Origin of the sequence: Pseudovibrio sp. Ad13 (genome assembly GCF_001623225.1) — a bacterium.
Lineage (GTDB): Bacteria > Pseudomonadota > Alphaproteobacteria > Rhizobiales > Stappiaceae > Pseudovibrio.
Window position 1 is genome coordinate 29935 of the sequence record NZ_LMCC01000003.1, and the last position, 23359, is coordinate 53293.

20 protein-coding genes and 1 riboswitch are annotated in these 23359 nt (G+C 52.4%); of the genes, 9 read left to right on the plus strand and 11 right to left on the minus strand.

Translation table 11 applies throughout. The features are described 5' to 3' along the window. Position 1: 1 nt before the first annotated feature. Genes thiS through thiC form a run of 3 tightly spaced genes read right to left on the minus strand, consistent with a single transcriptional unit; the run spans position 2 to position 2954 of the window. Positions 2-199, minus strand: a complete 198-nt coding sequence (thiS, locus tag PsAD13_RS04455; protein WP_063290930.1) for a sulfur carrier protein ThiS — start codon at positions 197-199, stop codon at positions 2-4. Continuing rightward, positions 196-1137, minus strand: a complete 942-nt coding sequence (locus PsAD13_RS04460; RefSeq protein ID WP_063290931.1) for an FAD-dependent oxidoreductase — start codon at positions 1135-1137, stop codon at positions 196-198. The genes thiS and PsAD13_RS04460 overlap by 4 nt, the downstream gene beginning before the upstream one ends. After that, complete coding sequence (gene thiC, locus PsAD13_RS04465) at positions 1134-2954, minus strand: phosphomethylpyrimidine synthase ThiC (protein ID WP_208986435.1); 1821 nt, start codon at positions 2952-2954, stop codon at positions 1134-1136. Before thiC ends, PsAD13_RS04460 begins: the two co-directional genes overlap by 4 nt. 94 nt (positions 2955-3048) lie before the next feature. Further along, positions 3049-3169: riboswitch (TPP riboswitch) on the minus strand. A 183-nt stretch (positions 3170-3352) separates the two neighbouring features. Here thiC and PsAD13_RS04470 point away from each other — a divergent pair. From PsAD13_RS04470 to ugpC, 7 genes are all read left to right on the plus strand, one after another. Continuing rightward, entirely contained in the window at positions 3353-5320 is a 1968-nt protein-coding gene (locus tag PsAD13_RS04470) for a hypothetical protein (protein WP_063317410.1), read from the plus strand. Positions 5321-5477: 157 nt separating this feature from the next. Then, positions 5478-6434, plus strand: coding sequence for an N-acetylmuramic acid 6-phosphate etherase (locus PsAD13_RS04475; protein WP_084404640.1), 957 nt, complete (start codon positions 5478-5480; stop codon positions 6432-6434). Positions 6435-6565: 131 nt separating this feature from the next. Further along, positions 6566-7822 carry an ABC transporter substrate-binding protein gene (locus PsAD13_RS04480; protein ID WP_063317411.1) on the plus strand — a complete coding sequence of 419 codons (1257 nt, stop codon included), beginning with the start codon at positions 6566-6568 and terminating at the stop codon, positions 7820-7822. Between the two features lie 73 nt (positions 7823-7895). Continuing rightward, positions 7896-8849, plus strand: coding sequence for a sugar ABC transporter permease (locus PsAD13_RS04485; RefSeq protein WP_244272055.1), 954 nt, complete (start codon positions 7896-7898; stop codon positions 8847-8849). 13 nt (positions 8850-8862) lie between these two features. After that, positions 8863-9702 (plus strand): carbohydrate ABC transporter permease, encoded by an 840-nt coding sequence (locus PsAD13_RS04490; RefSeq protein ID WP_063300471.1) that lies wholly within the window; start codon positions 8863-8865, stop codon positions 9700-9702. Continuing rightward, positions 9699-10763 carry a Gfo/Idh/MocA family oxidoreductase gene (locus PsAD13_RS04495; RefSeq protein ID WP_063300452.1) on the plus strand — a complete coding sequence of 355 codons (1065 nt, stop codon included), beginning with the start codon at positions 9699-9701 and terminating at the stop codon, positions 10761-10763. The genes PsAD13_RS04490 and PsAD13_RS04495 overlap by 4 nt, the downstream gene beginning before the upstream one ends. A gap of 1 nt (position 10764) precedes the next feature. Next, entirely contained in the window at positions 10765-11862 is a 1098-nt protein-coding gene (gene ugpC, locus PsAD13_RS04500; protein WP_063317412.1) for a sn-glycerol-3-phosphate ABC transporter ATP-binding protein UgpC, read from the plus strand. 31 nt (positions 11863-11893) lie between these two features. Here ugpC and PsAD13_RS04505 read toward each other — a convergent pair whose 3' ends face one another. Then, positions 11894-12820 carry a LysR substrate-binding domain-containing protein gene (locus PsAD13_RS04505; RefSeq protein ID WP_057464105.1) on the minus strand — a complete coding sequence of 309 codons (927 nt, stop codon included), beginning with the start codon at positions 12818-12820 and terminating at the stop codon, positions 11894-11896. A gap of 577 nt (positions 12821-13397) precedes the next feature. Here PsAD13_RS04505 and PsAD13_RS04510 point away from each other — a divergent pair. After that, on the plus strand, positions 13398-14660 hold the full coding sequence (locus tag PsAD13_RS04510) for a NupC/NupG family nucleoside CNT transporter (RefSeq protein WP_063317413.1): 1263 nt from the start codon (positions 13398-13400) through the stop codon (positions 14658-14660). A 133-nt stretch (positions 14661-14793) separates the two neighbouring features. Here PsAD13_RS04510 and PsAD13_RS04515 read toward each other — a convergent pair whose 3' ends face one another. Further along, positions 14794-15243: a GFA family protein gene (locus tag PsAD13_RS04515; RefSeq protein ID WP_063317414.1), complete on the minus strand. Its 450-nt coding sequence runs from the start codon at positions 15241-15243 to the stop codon at positions 14794-14796. An 84-nt stretch (positions 15244-15327) separates the two neighbouring features. On the opposite strand from PsAD13_RS04515, the gene PsAD13_RS04520 reads away from it, so the two are divergent. Next, positions 15328-15684, plus strand: coding sequence for a helix-turn-helix domain-containing protein (locus PsAD13_RS04520; protein WP_057464141.1), 357 nt, complete (start codon positions 15328-15330; stop codon positions 15682-15684). A 54-nt stretch (positions 15685-15738) separates the two neighbouring features. On the opposite strand, the gene PsAD13_RS04525 is transcribed toward PsAD13_RS04520, so the two are convergent. The 6 genes from PsAD13_RS04525 to hutH form a co-directional block, all read right to left on the minus strand. Then, positions 15739-17298 (minus strand): TRAP transporter large permease subunit, encoded by a 1560-nt coding sequence (locus PsAD13_RS04525; protein ID WP_084404641.1) that lies wholly within the window; start codon positions 17296-17298, stop codon positions 15739-15741. Next, positions 17295-17813 (minus strand): TRAP transporter small permease subunit, encoded by a 519-nt coding sequence (locus PsAD13_RS04530; RefSeq protein WP_063317415.1) that lies wholly within the window; start codon positions 17811-17813, stop codon positions 17295-17297. Before PsAD13_RS04530 ends, PsAD13_RS04525 begins: the two co-directional genes overlap by 4 nt. Positions 17814-18003: 190 nt before the next feature. Beyond that, complete coding sequence (locus PsAD13_RS04535) at positions 18004-19104, minus strand: TRAP transporter substrate-binding protein (RefSeq protein WP_063317416.1); 1101 nt, start codon at positions 19102-19104, stop codon at positions 18004-18006. 159 nt (positions 19105-19263) lie between these two features. After that, on the minus strand, positions 19264-20949 hold the full coding sequence (gene hutU, locus PsAD13_RS04540; RefSeq protein ID WP_063317417.1) for a urocanate hydratase: 1686 nt from the start codon (positions 20947-20949) through the stop codon (positions 19264-19266). A gap of 11 nt (positions 20950-20960) precedes the next feature. Continuing rightward, positions 20961-21788 (minus strand): N-formylglutamate deformylase, encoded by an 828-nt coding sequence (hutG, locus tag PsAD13_RS04545; RefSeq protein WP_084404642.1) that lies wholly within the window; start codon positions 21786-21788, stop codon positions 20961-20963. Then, positions 21789-23357 carry a histidine ammonia-lyase gene (hutH, locus tag PsAD13_RS04550; RefSeq protein WP_063317418.1) on the minus strand — a complete coding sequence of 523 codons (1569 nt, stop codon included), beginning with the start codon at positions 23355-23357 and terminating at the stop codon, positions 21789-21791. Between the last annotated feature and the right edge of the window lie 2 nt (positions 23358-23359).

Sequence of the window (23359 nt, forward strand, 5' to 3'; positions counted from 1 at the left end):
GTTACCCTCCCTGCATAGGCGCAAGAACTTCCAGTCGATCGCCTTCTGAAAGGGATGTCACAGAGTAGTCCTCACGAGGAACAAAACGGCCGTTCAAAGCCGTCGCAACAGCGGGGCTGGTGAACTCCAGCTCCGTAAGAGCATCCTCCAACGTTTCGTTGGTGACCTCGCGTGGTTCCGCATTCACGATGATCTTCATACGCAAGCCTCCTTCAAAAGATGTTGTGCTGCTTGCTGTGCCAGTGCTGGTGCAAGCAGAAAACCGTGGCGGTAAAGCCCGTTGAGGTGAAGAGACCCGTCATGCTCGATCAGTCGAGGCAAGTTGTCTGGAAACGCTGGACGCAATCCCGCTCCAATTTCAACCACACTGGCCTCGGCAAAGGCAGGGTGAATGGCAAAGGCTGTGCTCAGCATTTCTGTAAGGGAGCGAAGAGTAGGAGGACGTTCAGAATTACTCTCCACCATGGTCCCGCCAATCATGAATAAACCATCAGCCCGCGGGACCAGATAAAGCGGCATACGTGGGTGTAAGAGCCGGATGACACGGGAAAGCTGAACCTCAGGACAATGCAAAATCGCCATCTCACCGCGCACAGCCCGCAAGTCAGGAAGGCTGGATGCGGTTGCTGTGCAATTGAGATTGACCCGCTCAGGTGCAGTCCTTCCATATTGGATCTCTACCCCAAGCTCCTGAACAGCCCCTGTCAGGTCAGCCAGTGCCTGCCGTGGGTCCAGATGAGCTTCCTCTTTGAAAAACAGCCCACGCTCAAAGCGTCCAGCCAATGCTGGCTCCAGCTCTGAGATCGCTTGACCGTTCACCTCGGTAAAGTGTGAGGTCCGCCGTGCAAAACGGGTCAGCTCGGCCTGATCGCGCGGCGGAGTAACCACCAGCGTTCCGTGCCGGGTCACAAGCGTTACCTGAGACCACCAATCAGCGGCTTGCACCCCAAGTGTAACAACGTCTTCTTCTGCGCTTTCACGCTCGCAAAACGGAGCAAGCATGCCGCCGGCAAACCGTGCGACACTGCTTTCGCCCGGTTTAGCGGATTTTTCAAAGATAGTGACGGATGCACCGCGCTTTGCTAGCTCATAGGCGGAAGCCAGCCCCGCAAGGCCGGCTCCTGCAATCGTAATCACTGCTCTGTCCCTTCAAGTGGCAGGTACAACTTGCCGCCTTCGCGGAACTTGGCTGCCATAGCCTCCATACCTTCCTTCTGGGCCTCCGCGCGGATATCGTGCGAGATCCGCATGGAACAGAACTTAGGTCCGCACATAGAGCAGAAATGAGCCACTTTATGCGCGTCTTTCGGCAGAGTTTCATCGTGGAACTCTCGCGCAGTATCGGGATCGAGAGAGAGGTTGAATTGATCCTCCCAGCGGAATTCAAAGCGAGCACGAGATAAGGCATCATCCCGCCGCTGGGCACCTGGCAAGCCTTTGGCAAGATCAGCTGCATGAGCTGCAATCTTGTAGGTAATCACGCCGGTTTTTACATCATCCCGGTCCGGCAATCCCAGATGCTCTTTGGGCGTCACATAGCAAAGCATGGCACAGCCAAACCACCCGATCATCGCAGCGCCAATGCCGGAGGTGATGTGGTCATAACCGGGTGCGATATCGGTAGTAAGGGGCCCAAGCGTATAGAACGGCGCCTCATGGCAGCATTCCAGCTGTTTATCCATGTTTTCTTTGATCTTGTGCATGGCCACATGGCCCGGCCCTTCGATCATCACCTGGCAATCCTTGGCCCACGCAATTTTGGTAAGTTCTCCAAGTGTCTCCAGCTCTGCAAACTGCGCTTCATCATTGGCATCTGCAATGGAACCCGGACGCAATCCATCACCAAGGGAGAAGGCAACATCATACTGGCGACAAATATCGCAGATTTCGTCAAAGTGTTCATAGAGGAAGCTATCTTTGTGGTGATGCAGACACCACTTGGCCATGATGGAGCCTCCACGGGAGACAATGCCGGTCACGCGATTGACGGTCATCGGCACCATGTGCAGGCGCACACCTGCATGAATGGTAAAGTAATCAACCCCTTGCTCTGCCTGTTCAATCAGGGTGTCGCGGAAAATCTCCCAAGTCAGATCCTCGGCAATGCCATTCACCTTCTCAAGTGCCTGATAAAGCGGGACAGTCCCAATTGGTACAGGGCTGTTGCGGATGATCCACTCACGGGTGTTGTGAATATTACGCCCGGTAGACAGATCCATCACCGTGTCAGCACCCCAGCGGATCGACCACACCATCTTGTCTACTTCCTCTTCCATGGAAGAGGTAACAGCAGATGTACCCATATTGGCGTTGATCTTGACCAGAAAGTTCCGCCCGATGATCATCGGCTCACTCTCAGGGTGGTTGATGTTTGACGGAATGATCGCGCGGCCAGCAGCCACCTCATCACGTACAAACTCTGGTGTTACATAATCTGGAATGCTCGCACCCCAGTCATTGCCACACCGCTCTTCTGCAACCGCTTCCCGCAACTGGTTTTCGCGGATGGCGATAAACTCCATCTCCGGTGTGATAATGCCAGCGCGGGCATAGGCCAGCTGGGTGACGGCTTTACCGTCCTTTCCGCGCAAGGGGCGAGGCTTCACCGGAAACTCAGGAACAAGCCGGTCGCCTTTCACAAAACCATTGTCTTCAGGCTTAATCTCACGGCCATCATATTCCTCGGTGTCACCGCGCGCCTCGATCCACTTGCGCCGTAGAGCAGGCAAACCTTCAGAAATATTCGTTGTTGCCGTTGGGTCTGTGTATGGGCCGGAACTATCATAGACTGGCAGCGGTGGCTCGCCTGCAGTTGGGTGTACGCTGATCTCGCGCATGGGCACGAGCACGTCTTCGTGCAGGCTGCCACGAACGTAGATTTTACGCGCTGCTGGCAAGGCGCCTGTGGTGATGGATGGGTTTGGCGTCGTCATTATGGTGCTCCTCAAGTTCATAACTCGAAAAAGACACCAGATGAGTCTTGGCTGGGAAACGGCAGAAAGAACTTCTGCTGCTAAGATCGCGGTTGTTACACTAGCCTTATAAACAGGTCCCGCGACCCGTGCTTCCTACGCCAGTATCAACTGGGTCAGGTTCTAAGGGTCGCGTCGCCGAGCTTGCGCTCTGTCAGCCTCTCAGTCTCCTTGGTGAGACTCCCCTGCATACATGATTTTGCTAGAACGATTATGAACTACTGTCAAGGCAGGTTCGGTTCAGGCGGGGTTCAGAAAACTTTTGTAGTTTGGTCTTTCAGAGAAGAGAGTTGCTGATCCATATTGGCTTTTGAGGATTGCATACCTATCTCTCATCTAAGAATTTCACATCTGGATATCGCGAAAAATAATATCAACGAATGCTTGAAACCTGTTCTCTCCCATCCGTTTTAGCTGGCCCAATCTTGCGTCGACTGGAAACCTCACGTTTAACATTCTGGCTCGCAGTGCGCGCTCCGGCGGATGTGAAACTGGATTTGCTCCCACAAGGCCGTGAGCCGCAAACCTACGAGCTGACGAAAGCGCAAACTGAGGTAAACCTGATCTCAGCAGGGGTACATCTCCACTACCTCCTGATCGATCTACCTCTCCAAAGCCCTTTACCGCATGACACTTGGATCAGCTATCGCCTCGCTCTGCGTATGGAGGATGACGAGGAGGCTGGTTGGCAGGATCATTCCGTATGGGCGCCTGATCTCTGCTATGAAAATCAGGAGCTTCCCGGCTTTCTGCTAAGCTCAAAAGTTTCCTCGCTCCTGCACGGGTCCTGCCGCAAACCACATCACGAATCCGGCGATGGTCTGGTCGCAGCTGATCAGTTTCTGGCAAAGCATATCAGGGCTGAGAACGGCACCAAAATTGACAAGGAAAAATGGCCAACTGCCCTCGTGATGAGTGGCGATCAGATTTACTCAGATGATGTTGCTGGCCCCATGTTGCGAGCTATCCATGCGCTCATCGAAAAACTCGGTATCACTGAGGAACAGCTGGCAGGCTTGGAAAGCAAAGTGCCTGATAAGGCATCAGATTTCTACCAACACGGCGACACCTACTACCGCCGCGAAAAGTTTCTCCCAAGTCTGGAGAAGAACAGAAAGCTCTGGCTTGTCTTGTTCGGTGGCGTAGAAAAACCAATCTTTACTGCCGATCATGCCCATAACCATCTGATCACACTTGCTGAATTCTTGGCAATGTACCTCCTTGTCTGGTCTCCAGCACTATGGGATCTGGTTGAGACAGACGTTCCTGAAGGACTGACACCAGAAGAAGCAGCGCTCTATGAGAGCGAACAGAAAATTCTGAAAGAGTTTGTTGTTGGCCTCAGTCAGGTGCGCCGCCTGTTTGCGCATCTTCCGGTCGCGATGATCTTTGATGACCATGATGTCACTGATGACTGGAACCTCAACCGTGATTGGGAAGAGACCGCCTACGGCCATCCGTTCTCCCGACGGATCATTGGCAATGCCTTGTGTGCCTATATGCTCAATCAGGGGTGGGGCAACCGACCTGAAGCGTTCTCAGGTGGAACACTTGAAGCGATGACGCAAGCTGTCACTGTGCCCGGCACAAACAGCTACGATGAGTTTCTGGATCACCTCTTCGCCTTTGAAAACTGGGACTATTACTGGGAACTAGACCCACCACTGCTGGTGCTGGATACGCGCACACGCCGATGGAGATCAGAGCGGGCAGGGCATCTACCCTCGGGTCTTCTGGACTGGGAAGCGGTCACAGATTTACAACGATCTCTGCGCGGAAAAGACGCCGTGCTACTCGTCTCCGCAGCCCCGATCTTCGGCGTAAAGCTGATCGAAACGCTGCAGAAGCTGCTCACGTTCATGGGCAAGCCGCTCATGGTGGATGCGGAATACTGGATGGCACATCCGGGAACGGCAGATGGCATTTTGAATGTGTTCCGCCACCGCAAAACGCCAGATCGCTTTACGATCCTTTCTGGTGACGTGCACTACTCCTTTGTTTACGATGTCGAGTTACGCGGACACTCTCGTGGGCCTGACATCTGGCAAATCTGCAGCAGTGGCATCAAAAACGAGTTCCCGGCCAAACTGCTTGATAAACTCGACCATCTGAACCGCTGGCTCTATGCGCCTCGCTCTCCCTTGAACTGGCTCACCAGACGACGTGGCATGAAGGTTATTCCGCGCAAACCTGTGGGCACGCATCATGGCCGACGCTTGCTGAATGCAAGTGGCATTGGATTAGTTGAGTTTGATGAACACGGCGGCCCAGATCAAATCAGCCAGTTGCTGCCTGATGGACGTCAGGTCGTCTTTGTACGCCGCGAAGAAGAAGCACGCTGGGATTGATCAAGAAAAAACTAGGTCCAAAACAATACCTGTGGCCTGCAATTGTCACAGGTAACTGCTAGAAATCTATTGAGATTACGCAAGTTGCGGGTCTTTTCTAATATATCATTGCCATATCGTGAGTTGTTGGTATGCTATTGGTATCAGGGAGAGTCTCGTGTCCAGCATATCCAAAAAAGTGGGGTTTCCAGAACATTCCAATCCGCAGGAGTGGCGTGAAACCGAGCAAAGATCTTCACGTTATGCAGGCTTGGAAACATGGGGGACTGACGAAGTCCTCAAAGCCTTGCTGGGTGGTCAAATGCAAGCCCTCAACGCTGTCTGGTCTGCGTTGGGAGAGCTGGAAGCCGCAGTTGATGCTGCTGCCCAAAGATTGCAGGGAACCGAAGGTAGACTTGTGTACGTCGGCGCAGGTACTTCAGGCAGGCTTGGCGTTTTGGATGGCATTGAACTCATCCCCACATTTGGCTGGCCAGAGCATCGATTGATCTATGGTCTGGCAGGTGGCGAAGCTGGATTGTTACGCCCGCAGGAAGGCGCTGAGGACAGCGAAGAAGCAGGCCGTGCTTTCATTTTAGAGAACAATGTCGGCGCTTCTGATGTCGTCTTGGGTATTGCAGCAAGCGGCACCACACCTTTTACCCGCTCTGCCATTCAAACCGCCAGAGGCGCGGGGGCTCTTACAATATCACTGGCGAATAATCCGCAAAGCCCGTTACTGGCCGATGCTGAGCATGAAATCCTTTTAAGGACAGGTCCGGAAGTGTTGGCAGGATCAACCAGATTATCGGCAGGAACCAGCCAAAAGGCGGCACTCAACCTATTTTCTACAGCGCTCATGGTCCGGTTGAAGAAGGTGTATCGCGGTTACATGGTGGATATGCAGCTGACCAACATCAAACTGGATCAGCGCGCCAAAGACATGGTGGTCTCACTCACCGCTTGCTCGCAGGAAAAAGCCGCAGCTGCCCTGCATGAAAGTGACAGTCAGATCAAGCTGGCTGTCTTACTGGTGCTGGGGGCAACAAAGCAACAGGCCACTAATGTTTTGAATGAAACTCAGGGAGATTTGGGAGAATCTCTTCGGGTGCTTGGGTTACATCAACCTGACTGAATTATGTGCACATTGCGATCTGCTTAGACCGTTATGTGCCAAAAGGAATATTCGCCAGCTGGGGGGCTGGCGAGTTGCAATACCGACGGTTTTTCAAGGCGGTATTCGATCATTTGTTACGGGAGGAATTAATGAAACACTATTTGACATCAGGCATTGCTGCATCCCTGCTTCTGGGCTCCGCATCTTTTGCTTTTGCAGCGTCTGAACTGACAATTGAGAGCTGGCGTAACGACGATTTAAGCATCTGGCAGGACACCATTCTACCTGCGTTTATGAAAGCGCACCCAGAGATCAAAATCAGGTTCTCGCCAACAGCTCCAACACAATACAATGCAGCACTGAATGCAAAGCTGGAAGGTGGAACCGGTGGTGATCTGATCACATGCCGTCCGTTTGATGGGTCGCTGGATCTCTACAGTAAAGGCTATCTGAAGAACCTGCAGGGCATGGCAACCCTCGATAACTTCCCGGATTCAGCAAAAGGTGCATGGAGCACCGATGATGGCAGTGCAACCTTCTGTGTGCCAATGGCCGCTGTGATCCACGGCTTCATCTACAACAAGGATGCTTTTGCTGAAGTCGGTGTTGAACCACCAAAAACTCAGGCAGAGTTCATTGCTGTTCTCGATAAGATCAAGGAAGACGGCAATTACATCCCAATGGCGATGGGCACGTTGGATCAGTGGGAATCCGCTGCAATGGGCTATCAGAATATTGGGCCAATGTACTGGAAAGGTGAGGAAGGCCGTAAGGCAGTCGTTGCTGGCACCGGAAAGTTGACGGATGATGGCTGGGTTAAGCCGTTTGAAGTACTGGCAAGCTGGGGGCCGTACCTTGGGGATGGCTATGAAGCTCAATCCTATCCGGATAGCCAGACACTGTTCACACTGGGCCGCGCTGCAATCTATCCATCAGGCTCTTGGGAAATTGCAGGCTTCAACCGCGATTCAGACTTCGAGCTTGGCGCCTTCCGTCCACCTCTGCCAGCAGAGGGTGACAGTTGCTACATCTCAGACCACACTGACATCGGCATTGGCCTGAATGCAGCCTCGCCAAATTCTGAAGCTGCCATGAAGTTCCTTGAGTGGATGGGCACCAAAGAGTTCGCAGAACTCTATTCCAACGCTGTGCCGGGCTTCTTCTCCTTGTCCAAGCATGAGATCTCGCTCACTGATCCACTGGCGGACGAGTTCATCTCCTGGCGTAAAGACTGTCAGTCCACCAACCGCTCTGCGGCACAGATCGTTTCTCGCGGTACTCCAAACCTCTGGAACGAAATGTGGGTCGTGTCTGCAAACGTCATCAATGGCAAGCAGACACCTGCGGACGCAGCGAACCAGCTTCAGAAGGGGCTGAGCGCCTGGTACGAACCTCAGATGGATTAAACCATCTCTCTGACTGAATACAAAACAGCAGATGTGCGGACTGACCCGCGCATCTGCATTGCAATGAGAGATGATGGAATTGGAACAGGACCTTATGGTCAGTGAGCGGAAGAAGAAGCCGTTCCGCTGGCATGTACTTGTCTTTTTGGCACCGGCAGTCATCGTTTACACGATGATTATGATCCTGCCGCTGGCCGAAACCCTGCGCTTTTCGTTCTTCCAAAGAGATACGACCACGCAAGTGATCTCGTTTGTCGGCTTGGAAAACTACATCAAGCTGTTCTTCGATCCGTACTGGGTCAAGCCGTTCCTCAATTCGCTTTGGAACAACTGCTATTTTTTCCTGATCCACATGCTGGTGCAAAATCCGATTGGTGTCCTGATTGCGGCTTTGCTCTCCATGGTGCATCTGCCGGGCAAGAAGTTTTATCGCACTGCCATCTTCATGCCGACCCTTCTGTCCTTCGTTGTGGTCGGGTTCGTCTGGAAGCTCATGCTCTCCCCGCTATGGGGCGTTTCCAAAGGTCTGATGAAGTCTGTCGGGGTTGGCAGTTGGTATCTACCGTTCCTCGGTAAAGAAGAAACAGCGTTGACCACACTTTCTCTCATCTCTGTCTGGCAGTTCATCGGCATTCCAATGATGCTGATTTATGCTGCGCTTCTCTCTATTCCCGACGAGGTGATTGAAGCAGCTGAATGTGATGGCGTGACCGGCATTTCCCAGTTCTTCAAGATCAAGCTGGTCCTGATCCTGCCAACCATCGGCATCATCTCTATCCTAACCTTCGTGGGCAACTTCAACGCGTTTGACTTGATCTACACCACGCAGGGGCCGCTTGCGGGGCCAAATTTCTCGACAGACCTGCTGGGCACGATCTTGTATCGAACGTTTTACGGGCAACAGTTGCAACCCGGTGACCCCAACATGGGTGCCGCCATTGCGACGGTGATGTTCTTCATCATCCTGATGGGTGTTGCTGTCTATCTCTTCTTTATTCAGCGCAAGCTGACCCGCTACGAGATGTGAGGCGCAAATGGCTATTTCTCGTGCAAGACGAAACCGAATGGCAGAACTGGGAGCGCATGTAATCCTGCTCACGTTTGCAGTGATCGCGCTTTTCCCTGTTCTTCTCATTCTCATCAATTCGCTCAAAACCAAAAAAGCAATCTTCCGCAAGCCCTTGGAACTCCCAACCTCCGAAACACTGGATCTGGTTGGGTATTCAACAGTGCTGCAGCAAGGCAACTTCCCGCTATATTTCTGGAACTCGCTGTTCGTGACTGGTGTGAGCCTGTGTCTCATTCTCCTGTTTGGGGCAATGGCAGCTTTTGCGCTCAGTGAATACAAGTTCCGCGGTAATCGCCTCATGGGTCTTTATATGGCGCTGGGCATTATGATCCCGATCCGTCTGGGAACTGTCGGAATTCTCCGCTTGATGGTCGCAACGGATCTCGTGAACACGCATTGGGCTCTCATACTGGTCTACACAGCGCAAGGCCTGCCACTGGCGATCTTCATTCTCTCCGAGTTCATGTCGACAGTGTCATCAGACCTCAAATCCGCTGGTCGTATTGATGGCCTTTCAGAATACTCCATCTTCTTACGCCTCGTACTGCCTCTCATCAGGCCCGCAATGGCAACAGTGGCTGTCTTCTCCATGATCCCGATTTGGAATGATCTCTGGTTCCCACTCGTTCTGGCCCCCGCAGAGCATACCAAAACACTCACACTGGGCGCTCAGGTGTTTGTTGGGCAATATTCCAACAACTGGAATGCAATTCTCGCTGCTATGGCACTGGCAGTTATTCCGGTCCTCATTCTCTACACGCTCTTTTCACGCCAACTCATTCGCGGCCTAACATCTGGAGCAGTCAAATGAGTAACAAACCTATCCGCGTGCTCGTGGCTGGCCTAGGAAACATGGGAAAATCCCATGCTCTGGCGTATGAGACCAATCCGGGATTTGAGATCGTAGGGCTGGTCAATCGATCACCGGTGGAATTGCCTGAAGAGTTGAGTGGCTACACCATCCAATCTGATTTTGCGCAGGCTCTGGTCGAAACGAAACCCGATCTTGTGTCCATCTGCACTTACTCAGACAGCCATGCAGAATATGCAGTCATGGCGATGGAAGCAGGGGCAGATGTGTTTGTAGAAAAACCACTGGCAACCACTCTGGAAGATGCTCAAAGTGTCGTGGAAACTGCTCGCAAGCTGGGACGTAAACTGGTGGTTGGTTATATCCTGCGCCATCACCCATCATGGACAACCCTCATAGAGCAATCGCGCAAACTGGGCGGCCCTTACGTTTTCCGCATGAACCTCAACCAGCAATCCAGCGGCGCCACGTGGCAAACCCACAAACAGCTGATGCAAACCACATCACCGATTGTCGACTGTGGCGTCCACTACATCGATGTCATGTGCCAGATCACCGACGCCAAGCCGGTCGAAGTGCGTGGCATGGGCGTGCGTTTGAGTGATGAACTGCCCGATGACATGTACAATTACGGCCATCTGCAAGTCCTGTTCGAGGATGGCTCCGTCGGCTGGTACGAGGCAGGGTGGGGCCCGATGATGTCGGAAACCGCGTTCTTCGTCAAAGATGTCGTCTCGAAAAATGGCAGCGTCTCGATTGTCATGGAAGGCGAGGCCCGTTCGGACGATATCGACATGCACACCAAAACCTCCACCATCCGGGTTCATTACGGAGAAACGGATGCGAACGGCGAGTTTACACGCAAAGACGATGTACTCAGCATGGATGGTGAACCGGGGCATCAGGCCCTGTGTGATCGCGAGCAAGCCTTTGTGCTCACAGCTATCCGTGCAGGGCTGGATTTAGAAGATCACATGAATGCAGCGGTAAATTCTCTGGCTGTCGTATTGGCGGCAGATCAGGCTGTGCGCACAGGCACGGCTCAGAAACTGGACTTGTAATATGGCTAACTTGAAAATCTCATCCCTCTACAAGTCTTTCGGTGCTGAGAATGTACTGGATGGTATCAACCTTGATATCCAATCCGGTGAGTTCCTCGTCTTGCTCGGGCCATCCGGCTGCGGAAAATCCACACTCCTGCGCATCATGGCAGGGCTGGAAGACGAAAGCGCGGGCGATATCGCCATTGAAGGCAAATCCATCGCACACCTGCCGCCATCGAAGCGTGAGATCGCCATGGTCTTCCAGACCTACGCGCTCTACCCGCATTTAAGTGTGCGGGGAAACATGGAGCTGGTCCTAAAGCAGGCAGGGTACTCAAAGGCAGAAATCAAGGATCGCGTTGCTGAAAGTGCACGTGCGCTGGAGCTGGAGGCCTTGATGGACCGAAAGCCCTCTCAGCTCTCAGGTGGACAGCGCCAACGTGTTGCAATTGGCCGTGCGATTGTGAGAGATCCCAAAATTTTCCTGTTTGATGAACCTCTCTCAAATCTGGATGCAGCACTGCGTGGGCAAGTGCGGTTGGAAATCGCGCGCCTTCATCAACGCCTGTCAGCGACCATGGTGTATGTGACCCACGATCAGGTCGAAGCTATGACACTGGCAGATCGTATTGTGGTTCTGAATGACGGCGAGATCCAGCAGGTCGGCACACCGCGAGACCTTTATGAGCGCCCAGCAAACCTGTTCGTGGCCAGTTTCATCGGCTCACCCAATATGAATTTTTTGCAGCTGGAAAAACTGAGCGAAAACAGTGCGCAGCTTAAGGATGGGACGCTACTCCCTATCTCCAACAAGGCCTCGGTCATCCCGACAAATGTCACACTCGGTATCCGTCCGTCTCACGGTATTTTGCACGATGAAGCAGGGGAGAGCTATCTGAAGGCAGAAGTCTTACTGGAAGAGTATCTGGGGGACACCACTTACGTGCATGTTGAGTTGGAAACTGGCGAGCAAATGGTTGTTCGCGAAGACCCTGAGATAACGCGCCGAACTGGTGACCAGGTCTACGTGGAGCTGACATTGTCGGGCGTACATCTCTTCAATGCTGATACGGGCAAGCGGATGGACGTCAGCATTTCTGAACAGGAAACTGCTTAGGGCTTAAACTGAGGGAACATGCAGATTTCCCTCAGTTCTCATCAATCTGCGGTTTGTAGTCAAACTCGATGAACTGCAGAAATTTGCGCAAGATATCGGTTTCATAGTTCTTTTTGTAAATTGCGCAAAGGTCTGCCGGAATGTCTTCCTTCAAGCGAATGAAACGCACATTCTTGGATTTCTGACTACGAAAACAGTCGCTAACCAAAGCAATCGCCTGACCGGAAGCAACCAGCGCTAACAAGGTACTTGGCTCCTGAACCTCAAAAGCGGCTTTGGGGTAAAAGCCCTGATCCTTACATCTTGCAATCAAAAATGGCGTTGAGTTGGACATGCTACGGTCCAAAACAGCCATTTCCTCATCTTTTAGCTCTTCCAGTCCCACCACCCTGCGATCCTTGAGAGGGTGCGTGCTAGGCACTGCCAGAGTAAGGTTTTCTCTCACTAATACTTTTGAGTTTAAGGCTGGCTCATTGAGTGTATCGCCATAGCGGCAGATACCCAGATCAATGATGCCGCCATCCAGCGCTTCCTTCTGTTGATTGGGCGCCAACTCGGTAAAATTCAAAGAACAATCCGGATGCTTGCTCTTGAAATCCGAGAGTAGGTTCGCAAATCCATCAAGAAAGGCGCTGCTCACCATCCCGATGCTGAGGGTCGAGTTTTCCGCACGTCCCTGCCGCTGAGTGTTGGTAATGGCGTAGTCCAACGTATTGAAAATCTGCTCGCACTCACGTTTCAACACGCGCCCCGCAGCAGTCAGAGAAACATTTCGTGAGTCACGCTGAAAGAGAGAGAGACCGAGGGCAACCTCCAACTCTTTGATTTGTATGGACATCGGTGACTTAGAAATATGCAGCTCTTCCGCCGCACGCCCAAAGTGTCCACTTACTGACACTTGATGGAAGTAACGCAGCATTCTCAAAGTAATACGGCCTGATGTGATTAGATCGTGCATGAACTTGTTTTGTTATTCTTATTTTGTTCTAGGTTGTAGCTCTTAAAGTTCTACTATTTTTATTCTATATGTTCTGTAAGAACTATAATCTACGAAATAATCCGTATGTGACGTGGTTTTCTACGTAATATTTTCTAGTTTGTTTCGAACTTCGAAACGATTGATATATTTAAAAAACTTAATAATTGCCTCTCAGGCAACTAGGTTGACCTCATCAAAGGGAATTAAATAAAAGGTGAGGCAAACTATGCAATCGGGTCAGTTCACATTCGCACCTACGCAAGGTGAGTGTACTGCGCCTGTCGTATGCCGCGCTTTCACTGAGACTGACGGCTCATACTCGCGAACTCCCACCGTGTGTATGTCCTCAGCACTGACAATTCCTGATAAAGCTCCAGAAGGTTCTACAATCGCAGGTGTTTTACATTGTTTTTCAATGACAAAGCATTTGTTGGATGCGGGTGGCCATCTCAACTGTCCACGTGAAGGTGGGTACGGTTAGTCGCCTTCCGGCGCTTCAAATTTCTCCCCAACCATAATCAACAACTTACCTCAGAGCCTCTGGGAGGAGCTCATAATGTTCGCAACAGGTTTTCTTGGCATCGCTACACTAATCGTTATTGCTGTATTGGCTTCAATCAATCGCAAAGCGATCAATCTCCGCACTGTAGGGGGGGCACTTGCCTTACAGATTGGTATCGGCGCTTTCGTGCTCTATATTCCAGCTGGCCGCGCTATTCTTCATGCAATGTCAAAGGGTGTTTCCGGTGTGATCGACAGCGGTCGTTCCGGTGTTAACTTCCTTTTCGGCAACCTCACCAACGGTACACTTTCTGAAACTGTTGGTTTTGTGTTTGCCTTCAACGTGCTTTGCCTCGTTATTTTCTTCTCCGCTCTGATTGCTGTTCTGTACCACCTTGGTGTTATGCAGGTCGTCATTCGTGTCGTTGGCGGTGGTCTGGCAAAACTGCTCGGCACCCATCAGGCAGAATCCATGTCTGCGGTTTCCAACGTTTTCGTTGGTCAGACAGAAGCTCCACTGGTTGTGAAGCCTTACATGCCTAAGATGTCTGATAGTGAGTTCTTCGCTATCATGTGTGGTGGTATGGCATCTGTTGCTGGTACTGTTCTCGGCGGCTACGCATTGATGGGCGTTAAGATTGAGTTCCTGCTCGCTGCATCCTTCATGGCTGCGCCAGGCGGTTTGCTCTTCGCAAAACTCATCATGCCTGAAACCAAAGAAGTGAACTACACAGTAGACACAAGCGCTGACTTTGGTGACGAAAAGCCAGAAAACGTGCTGGCTGCTGCTGGTCAGGGCGCAATGAATGGTCTTCAGCTTGCTGGCGCGATCGGTGCAAACCTTGTTGCAATGATCGGTCTCATCACTCTGGTGAACCTGATCCTCGGCAGTGTTGGTGATCTGGCAGGCTTCAACCTGTCTCTGGAAATGATCCTCGGCTGGATCTTTGCTCCAATCGCTTATCTGCTGGGTGTTCCAATGGCTGACATCGGTGTTGCAGGTTCTCTGATCGGTAAAAAACTGGTCGTCAACGAATTCGTGGCGTACCTCGACCTGAAGAACTACCTCGTAGATGCCACTGCAATCGACATGGGTCTGCCTGTCATTCAGGAAAAGACTAAGGCAATCGTTTCCTTCGCACTCTGTGGCTTCGCGAACATCTCTTCCATGGGTATTCTCATTGGTGGTCTGGGTGTTCTGGCTCCAAACCGCATGAACTTCATCGCGAAGTACGGTCCTCGCACTCTGTTGGCAGCAACCTGCTCCAACCTCATGAGCGCGGCGATCGCGGGTATCTTTATCTCCTTGGCAATGTAAGAGAGTTTTCTTCCTTAATCTCTGAATTGCCTGCGACGGGGGGAGCTTTGCTCCCCCCGTTTCTATTTGTTTTAGAAAAACAGGCCGCGCCGCGTTGGGGGTGAACGCTTACCTGCCTCATAGGAATGAAGTGCTAGCTGCTAACACCTTCTTCGATAACTTCTCGTGAGCCTTGCGGAGGCATTTCCGGGAATGCCGGAAGATTCGGATCAATCTCATCCCACGACGGCGCCCTGCTGGAGTACACGTTTACCTGAGGCTCGATGACCTCCGGTTGGTCAACTGCAGATGCACGCACAAAGATCAAATCTGTCATGGCTGAGTTGAGTGAGTAAACAGCACTGCCGCAGGTTGGGCAAAAGCCCCTTGTGACCACATTTCCACTATTTGCAGGCTTGTCGAAAAATGTGAGCTCCCCAGTCACTTCAACCGCCTCTTTGGGCAAAGCTGCATGAGTGCAATGTCCTGTTCCGGACGACTTGCGACAGTCATCACAGTGACAGTGTGCGGTAATCTGCGGCTTCATTGTGGATTTCAGCTGTACATTCCCGCAAAGGCAGGACCCTGTAAAAGCACTTTCCATGATACTATCCTTAGTCAGTGTTGAGAGATGACTTAGTGACTTGTAAATTGCAAGTCACTATTCACCATAGGAGAGATTGGCGGTATGTCAACCGAAAACCGTTCCGGCTGCCCGATCGCAAATACGCTGGATATAGTGGGTGACCGTTGGAGCCTCCTGATCCTGCGCGATATGTTCAATGGAAAGAAGATCTTTTCAGAGTTTCTGAGCTCACCGGAGAAGATAACCACGAGCGTTCTGACAGTGCGTCTCAACCAGTTGGAAGCGGCTGGATTGGTAAAAAAAGAGCTCTATCAACCGAACCCAAAGCGCTACCAATATCTCTTGTCTGAGACGGGAAGGGATATTCTACCTGTGCTTCAGGAAATGTGCCGATGGGCCAACAAGCATATGCCGGAAACCTGGATCCCGCCGGAGAGCTTCATGGAAATGAACCCATGAAAAAAGGCTGGACGCGATATCCAGCCTTTCCCAACTTCCAATGATGTCCTGCGGTCAGAATAAAACTGACGGCAGCCATGTCGCTATCTGAGGGAAGAACCAGACCAGTGCCATCCCGACAATCTGCAGCAGGATGTAAGGCAACACCCCTTTGTAGATCATGCCTGTTGTGATCTCTGGCGGTGCTGCCCCGCGCAGGTAAAACAGAGAGAACCCGAACGGTGGCGTCAGGAAGCTGGTTTGCAGGTTGATGGCGATCATCACAGAGAGCCAGATTGGATCAAAGCCCATCATCAGCAGGGTAGGGCCTACGATCGGAAGCAAGATCACCGAGATCTCAACGAAGTCCATGAAGAAGCCCAGTGCGAAGATCAAGGCCATTACAAACAGTAAGGCCCCCATTTCACCGCCTGGCATCGCAGAAATCAGCTCTTCAATACGTGTATCACCGCCAAGGCCGCGGAAGATCAACGAGAACACACTCGCACCAATAATGGTCGCAAAGATCATGGCCGAAATCGAAAGCGTATTGGTCATCACTGGCGCTAACAGCTGAGATCGCCACATGCGCATCACGCTTTGAAGCAGACCACTGATGCCGATGATCAACAGCACAATCGCAACAAACGCCAACCCCCAGTCCGCAGCAGTCAGCTCGCTCTTTTGCAAGCGAATGGTGGTGACGCCTGCAAGAGTAATCACTGCCAGCAATGCGATGACGCTGGCTCCGAGCAGAAGGTTGGATTTGCCGTTGCTCAACCGAAAACCAGCTAGCAGTAAAGCACCAACAGCACCAACCGCAGCAGCTTCCGTTGGCGTTGCTACACCTCCCAGAATAGAGCCCAGAACAGCAATAATCAGAGCCACAGGTGGAATGAGCACAGACGCAATACGGCGCACTGAAGTTGTGCCCAGCACTTGCTTGTCCATAGCAGGCGCACAGCTAGGCTGAAGATAGGCGCGGACAAGCAGGTAGACGATGTAAACACCCACCAGCATCAACCCGGGGACCAGCGCTGCAGCAAACGTCTGCCCCACACTGATTGTCTCAACGGTGAACTTGCCCTCAGCAAACTGAGCCTGCTGATAGGCGTTGGACATCACCTCAGAAAGGATGATCAGAAGCGTTGAAGGAGGGATAATCTGCCCCAAAGTGCCAGCTGTACAAACCGTGCCAGCAGCTAGTTTCGGATCGTAGCCATTACGCAGCATAGTGGGCAAAGCAATCAACGCCATCGTCACCACAGTTGCACCCACAATACCAGTGGAAGCTGCGAGCAACCCACCAACGAGCACAACGGAAATACCCAAACCGCCACGAAGAGAACCGAACAACTTGCCCATTTCTTCCAGCAGGTCTTCAGCAATGCGGCTGCGTTCAAGCACAAGCCCCATGAAGACAAAGAGCGGGATCGCAATCAGCACGTTGTTTGTCATCGTGCCGAAAATACGCTGCGAAAGCGCACCCAGCAGGCTGGTATCAAACGTGCCAGCCAATGCTCCAAGAATTGCGAAGAGAACGGCCACACCAGCAATTGTGAAGGCAACGGGGTAGCCCAGCAAAATCGCAAAGCACAAGCCGGCAAACATAAAGATATCGAGAAACTCAATCACAGCTTTGGCTCCTCAACCTCAACACCACACAAGAAGAGGCCATCGCGCAAAATACCAGAAACACCCTGAATGATCAGAAGGCCGCAGAATGCTGGAATAAGGCTTTTAAGCAGAAAGCTCGCAGGAATACCGCCAACAGAGATCGGCCCTTCTAGGATCTTCCAGCTGTTGTAAACAAACGGCCAGCTGATCCAGAGCAGCAGCCCAACAGTTGGCAGCAAAAAGAGCAGAGCACCGATCAGATTGATGATGGCTTTGGCCTTGGGTGAGGCCTGCCCATAAAAGATGTCAACGCGCACATGCTTGTCAGCCAGAAGCGTATAGCCCGCGCCAAGCATGAAAACGGCGGCATGCATGTAGAGCACGCCTTCGCCGAGAAAGATGTAGCTGACGCCAAACAGATAGCGCAGCAAAACAATCGCAAACTGCAAAAGCAACATAAACAACGCAAACCAACGAATGGTATGGCCAACCATGCGGTTGATAGCGTCGAGTTTAAAGACAACAGAGGTCATCGGTGGAATCCGATCAGGCCAGAGTTTTTTCTTGGCTTTCTAGAGCGCACCTTCGAAAAATAGCTATTGGCTTTCGGAGAAAGGAACGCACGAAGCTGAGGAAAGCAGGAGAGCAGCCGGGGTGATGTACCCCGACTGAATATCGCGCGGAAAATTCTGACAAACTGGGAATTTGCCAGAACACTGCAACTTAACCGTAGTTGATGTCCAGAAGGCGCATGTTCATCTGGCCATTATCTGCCAGAGGTTTGTATTCCTTCATGGATTCACGATAGGTGAGGAAGCTCTCAGTGATGCGTTTCACCAGCTCATCATCGTTCTGGCGCAGTTCGCCAATCACTTCACCAGCAGTGTTGCCCATTGCCAGAATAACGTCTTCTGGCATGTTGCGAACCATGACACCTTTTTCCGCAACCAGCATCTTCAAAGCCTTAGCATGGTTGGTGGTGTATTCAGTCCAAACATCGTTGTAGAGCGAGGAACACGCAAACGCGACAACCTGCTTCAGGTCATCAGGGAGAGCATTGTAAGCCTCAGAGTTCACAGCACATTCTTCAGCTGAAGATGGCTCACCCACACCCGGGAAGTAATAGTTCTTGGCAACCTGATAGAAGCCTAGAGCAGAGTCCGTCCAGGGACCGATAAACTCACCGGCATCCAGTGTTCCCGTCTGAAGCGCCTGGAACATGTCGCGGCCACCCATTGCCTGAACAGCCATGCCCATCTTGGTGCACATCTCAGAAGCAAGACCAGTGGTACGGAAGCGCAGCCCCTTCAGGTCTTCAGCAGAATTGATCTCAGTGCGGAACCAACCAGCAGCTTGTGGACCAGAGTTGCCACACAAGAATGGCTTCAGGTTAAAGCGCGCATACATTTCGTCATACAGCGCCTGACCACCGCCATGTGCCATCCAGCCATATTGCTCATCAGCAGTCAAACCAAATGGCTGAGAACCGAACAGCAGGAAGCCTTTGGACTTGGAGCCCCAGTATGCAGGGACAGAGTGGTAAAGTTCAGCAGTTCCCTCCGATACTGCATCAAACACACCACGGCCCGGAACCAGCTCACCAGCTGCATAGAGTTTCACCTCAATGCGCCCACCGGAAAGCATGGTGATGCGATCTGCAAGCATCTGCGCTGCAACGCCAGGACCCGGAAGGTTCTTTGGCCACGAGGTAACCATCTTCCATTTGATCTTGTCGGAAGCAACAGCCGGAGCTGCCAAAGCAGAAGCAGCGGTGATGCCAGTTGCAGCAACACCTGCACCCTTAAGAAAATCACGTCTTTTCATAATTTTTCCCCTCAAAAATTAGAATAACAAGGGGCCGCGAACTGCGGTCCCTCATCGGCTTTTGTTTAAAGTCTGGAGTGCCAGAATACGCGGCTAGACCAGTTTGCCCGGAAATGGAGGAACTGACTCAATCAGGAAAGGTTTGTGCTCCCGAGTCAGTTACTTACCTAGAGATGGTAAGTTCAAACCATTCTCCTTGGCGCAATCAATTGCCAATTGGTAGCCTGCGTCCGCATGGCGCATGACACCTGTCGCAGGGTCATTCCACAGCACACGGCCAACACGCTCATCAGCTTCTTTCGTTCCGTCACAACAAATGACCATGCCGGAATGCTGGGAAAAGCCCATACCAACACCACCGCCATGGTGCAGAGACACCCATGTTGCACCAGAAGCAGTGTTCAGCAGCGCATTGAGCAGCGGCCAGTCAGAAACAGCATCAGAGCCATCCATCATGGATTCGGTTTCGCGGTTTGGTGACGCGACAGAACCGGAATCCAGATGATCGCGGCCAATCACAACCGGTGCCTTCAGCTCACCGTTGCGAACCATCTCGTTGAATGCAAGACCGAGACGATGACGTTGACCCAGACCGACCCAGCAGATTCGTGCTGGTAGCCCCTGAAAGGAAATACGCTCCCGCGCCATGTCCAGCCAGTTATGAAGGTGCGGATCATCAGGAATGAGTTCCTTCACCTTCTGGTCTGTCTTGTAGATGTCCTCAGGATCACCAGAAAGCGCTGCCCAACGGAACGGACCAACACCTTTACAGAACAACGGACGAATGTAGGCAGGGACAAATCCTGGGAAGTCGAAGGCGTTCTCTAAGCCTTCTTCAAATGCCATCTGACGGATGTTGTTGCCGTAATCTACGGTCGGAATACCGCGTTCATGGAAGTCCAGCATCGCTTTCACATGCACTTTCATGGATGCACGTGCGGCCTTCTCAACGGCCTTAGGATCGCTCTCGCGTTTTTCTTTCCACTGCGCCATGGTCCAGCCCTGTGGCAGGTATCCATTGATCGGGTCATGAGCAGAAGTCTGGTCTGTCACGATATCCGGACGAACACCCCGCTCAACCAGCTCTGCGAAGATGTCAGCGGCATTGCCGAGCAAGCCAACGGATTTAGTCTCACCAGCTGCAGTCCAGCGCTCAATCATCTCCAGTGCTTCATCAAGCGTCTTGGCTTTCTCATCGACGTATTTGGTGCGCAGGCGGAAATCGATGCTGTCTTCGTTACACTCAACGGCCAGACAAGACGCACCAGCCATGACTGCTGCAAGCGGCTGAGCACCACCCATACCACCAAGACCACCAGTCAAGATCCACTTGCCCTTCAGGTCTCCGCCATAGTGCTGACGGCCTGCCTCAACGAAGGTTTCGTAAGTGCCCTGAACAATGCCCTGTGAGCCGATGTAGATCCACGAGCCCGCAGTCATCTGGCCGTACATCGCCAGACCTTTTTTATCCAGCTCGTTGAAGTGATCCCAGTTCGCCCAATGCGGTACAAGGTTGGAATTGGCGATCAGAACGCGAGGCGCATTTTCGTGTGTGCGGAACACGCCAACCGGCTTGCCGGATTGAACCAGCAGGGTTTCATCAGCTTCCAGTTTTTTGAGGCTCTCGACAATGGTGTCGAAATCTTTCCAGGTGCGCGCAGCACGGCCAATGCCACCATACACCACCAACTCATGCGGGTTTTCAGCCACATCAGGGTGCAGGTTGTTCATAAGCATGCGCAACGGTGCTTCCGTCAGCCAGCTCTTGGCATTCAACTCTGGCCCGGTTGGTGGAAAGATATCGCGCGTATTCTTGCGAGGGTCTTGAGTGAGCGTATCGGTCATTGTCGGCTCCGTTAGCGACTTGTACTGGCGTTTGAAAATGCCCCTGCAAGGGCCTGCGCTTCTAACTGAGTAAGAATGGATTTGAGAGTGGCGCGTGTCTTGTCCGCGCGCTCTGGAGCGTAGGCCCACGGGCTCTGCTCAAACATATAGGCCCGCTGTGCAATCTCCATCTGAATGGCATGGATACCGGTCTCGGGCTTCCCGTAATGGCGTGTTGTCCAACCACCTTTAAAGCGGGCGTTGACCACCGTTTCCACGCTGTCATCCTGCCGGCAAGCATCAACGGTGATCTGCTCAATCATCGGAGCGCACGTCTGTCCAACATTACTGCCTATGTTGAAGACTGGTAGTTCACCTTCAAACAGAAACGGGATGTTGGAGCGGATGGAATGGCAGTCGTAAAGAGCAGCAACACCAAACTTCTGCCGCACACGCTCCAGTTCTTCCGCAATCGCCTCATGATACGGTGCGTGGAACTTAGCGCGACGTTCTTCAACTTCATCCTCAGATGGCTCTTGCCCGTCACGGTAAATCGGGCGTCCGTCAAAGTCAGTCAGCGGGCAAAGGGTGGTGGTGTTCTGCCCCGGATAAAGCGAGACACCTGAAGGGTCGCGATTAGCATCAATCACATAGCGATGCACTGGTGTCTGGATTACACTCGCGTTTTCCAGCAGACCGTCATAAAGGCGATTGATGTGCCAATCCGTATCGGCCAGCGCTTGTCCCACTGTGTTGAACCTGTCCCAGATGTTTAAAGGCACATCAGTGCCCCCATGCGGCTGAGCCAGCACAATCGGGCTGTCGCCTCGTTTGATCAGGGGGGAGAAGGAATAGGTCAATCAGGTCTCCTCTAACTTGAAAAACTGAGCTTTGCTGGCAGCATCAAAAATTCGACCAGAAGCAACAAGTTCAGCCGCTTTTTCCAAATCCGGCGCCATGTAACGATCATCTTCCAGTTCTTCCACCTCAGTGCGTACGGCTGCGATAACTTCCTGCAAGATTGGGCTGGTTTTGAGCGGAACACGGAACTCAATGCCTTGAGCGGCCATCAGCAACTCAATGCCGATGATCTGTGAAAGGTTCGCATTCATATCAATCAAACGCCGCGCCGCATGGGTTGCCATAGAAACATGGTCTTCCTGATTGGCACTGGTCGGCGTCGAATCCACGGAGCAAGGTGCCGCACGCTGTTTGTTCTCGCTGTAAAGGGCAGCAGAGGTCACGTCCGCGATCATAAAGCCGGAGTTGAGGCCCGGATTTGGTGTCAGGAACGGCGGCAGACCATAGTTCAGCGCTGGATCAACCAGCGTAGCAATCCGGCGCTGCGAGATTGCGCCAATCTCGGAAATGGCGAGAGCGGTCTGGTCAGCAGCAAACGCAACCGGTTCAGCATGGAAATTGCCGCCGGAAACAATGGAGCCGTCTTTGAAAACAAGCGGGTTATCAGTCACTGCATTGGCTTCAATCTCAAGCGTATAAGCAACCTGAGCAAGAAGCCCCAGTACAGCGCCCATCACCTGAGGTTGACAGCGCAGGCAGTACGGATCTTGCACGCGCTCATCATCCTCGCGGTGGCTTTCTCTGATCGCTGAGCCAGACATCAGCTCGCGAATGGTCGCGGCGGCAGAAATCTGGCCTTTATGACCGCGCAGCTCTTGGATCTCAGGGCGGAACGGAGCGCCAGAGCCCATCAACGCATCAACGGACATAGCACCGGTAATCAACGCAGTCTTCGCAAGACGATGTGCCTGGAACAGACCCGCAAGAGCAAGTGCAGTTGAAACCTGCGTGCCATTGATTAGCGCAAGGCCTTCTTTCGCTGCCAGTTGAATAGTCGGAATACCAGCCAACTGCATCGCTTCTTTGCCAGAAACGCGCACACCGCCAAAGAAGGCCTCTCCTTCACCGAGCATCACAGCTGCAACGTGAGAAAGTGGAGCCAGGTCACCGGAAGCCCCCACACTTCCCTGACCAGGAACCACTGGCACAACATTGTGCGCCAGCATCTGCTCAAGACACTCAATCAACTCCCACCGCACACCGGATGCGCCGCGACCCAGCGAGGCGAGTTTTAGCACAATCACCAAACGCACAATGTTTTGCGGCAGCACATCACCAACGCCGCAGCAATGCGAAAGAATGAGGTTTCTCTGTAGGGTAGCAGTATCATCACTAGGGATTTTGACAGAAGCAAGCTTCCCAAATCCCGTATTCACCCCATACACCGGTGTATCACCCTGTGCCGCTGCATGCACAACAGCTGCAGCCCGTTCAACACCCTCTTTGCAAGAGCGGTCCAGTTCTACGTTGGCTTCAGTGCGATAGATCTGCTGAAGCTGAGAAAGCGCAATTTCTCCCGGTTTTAAAACCAGCTTTGGTTTGGAAGAGACGGTGGGGGAACTAGTCATGA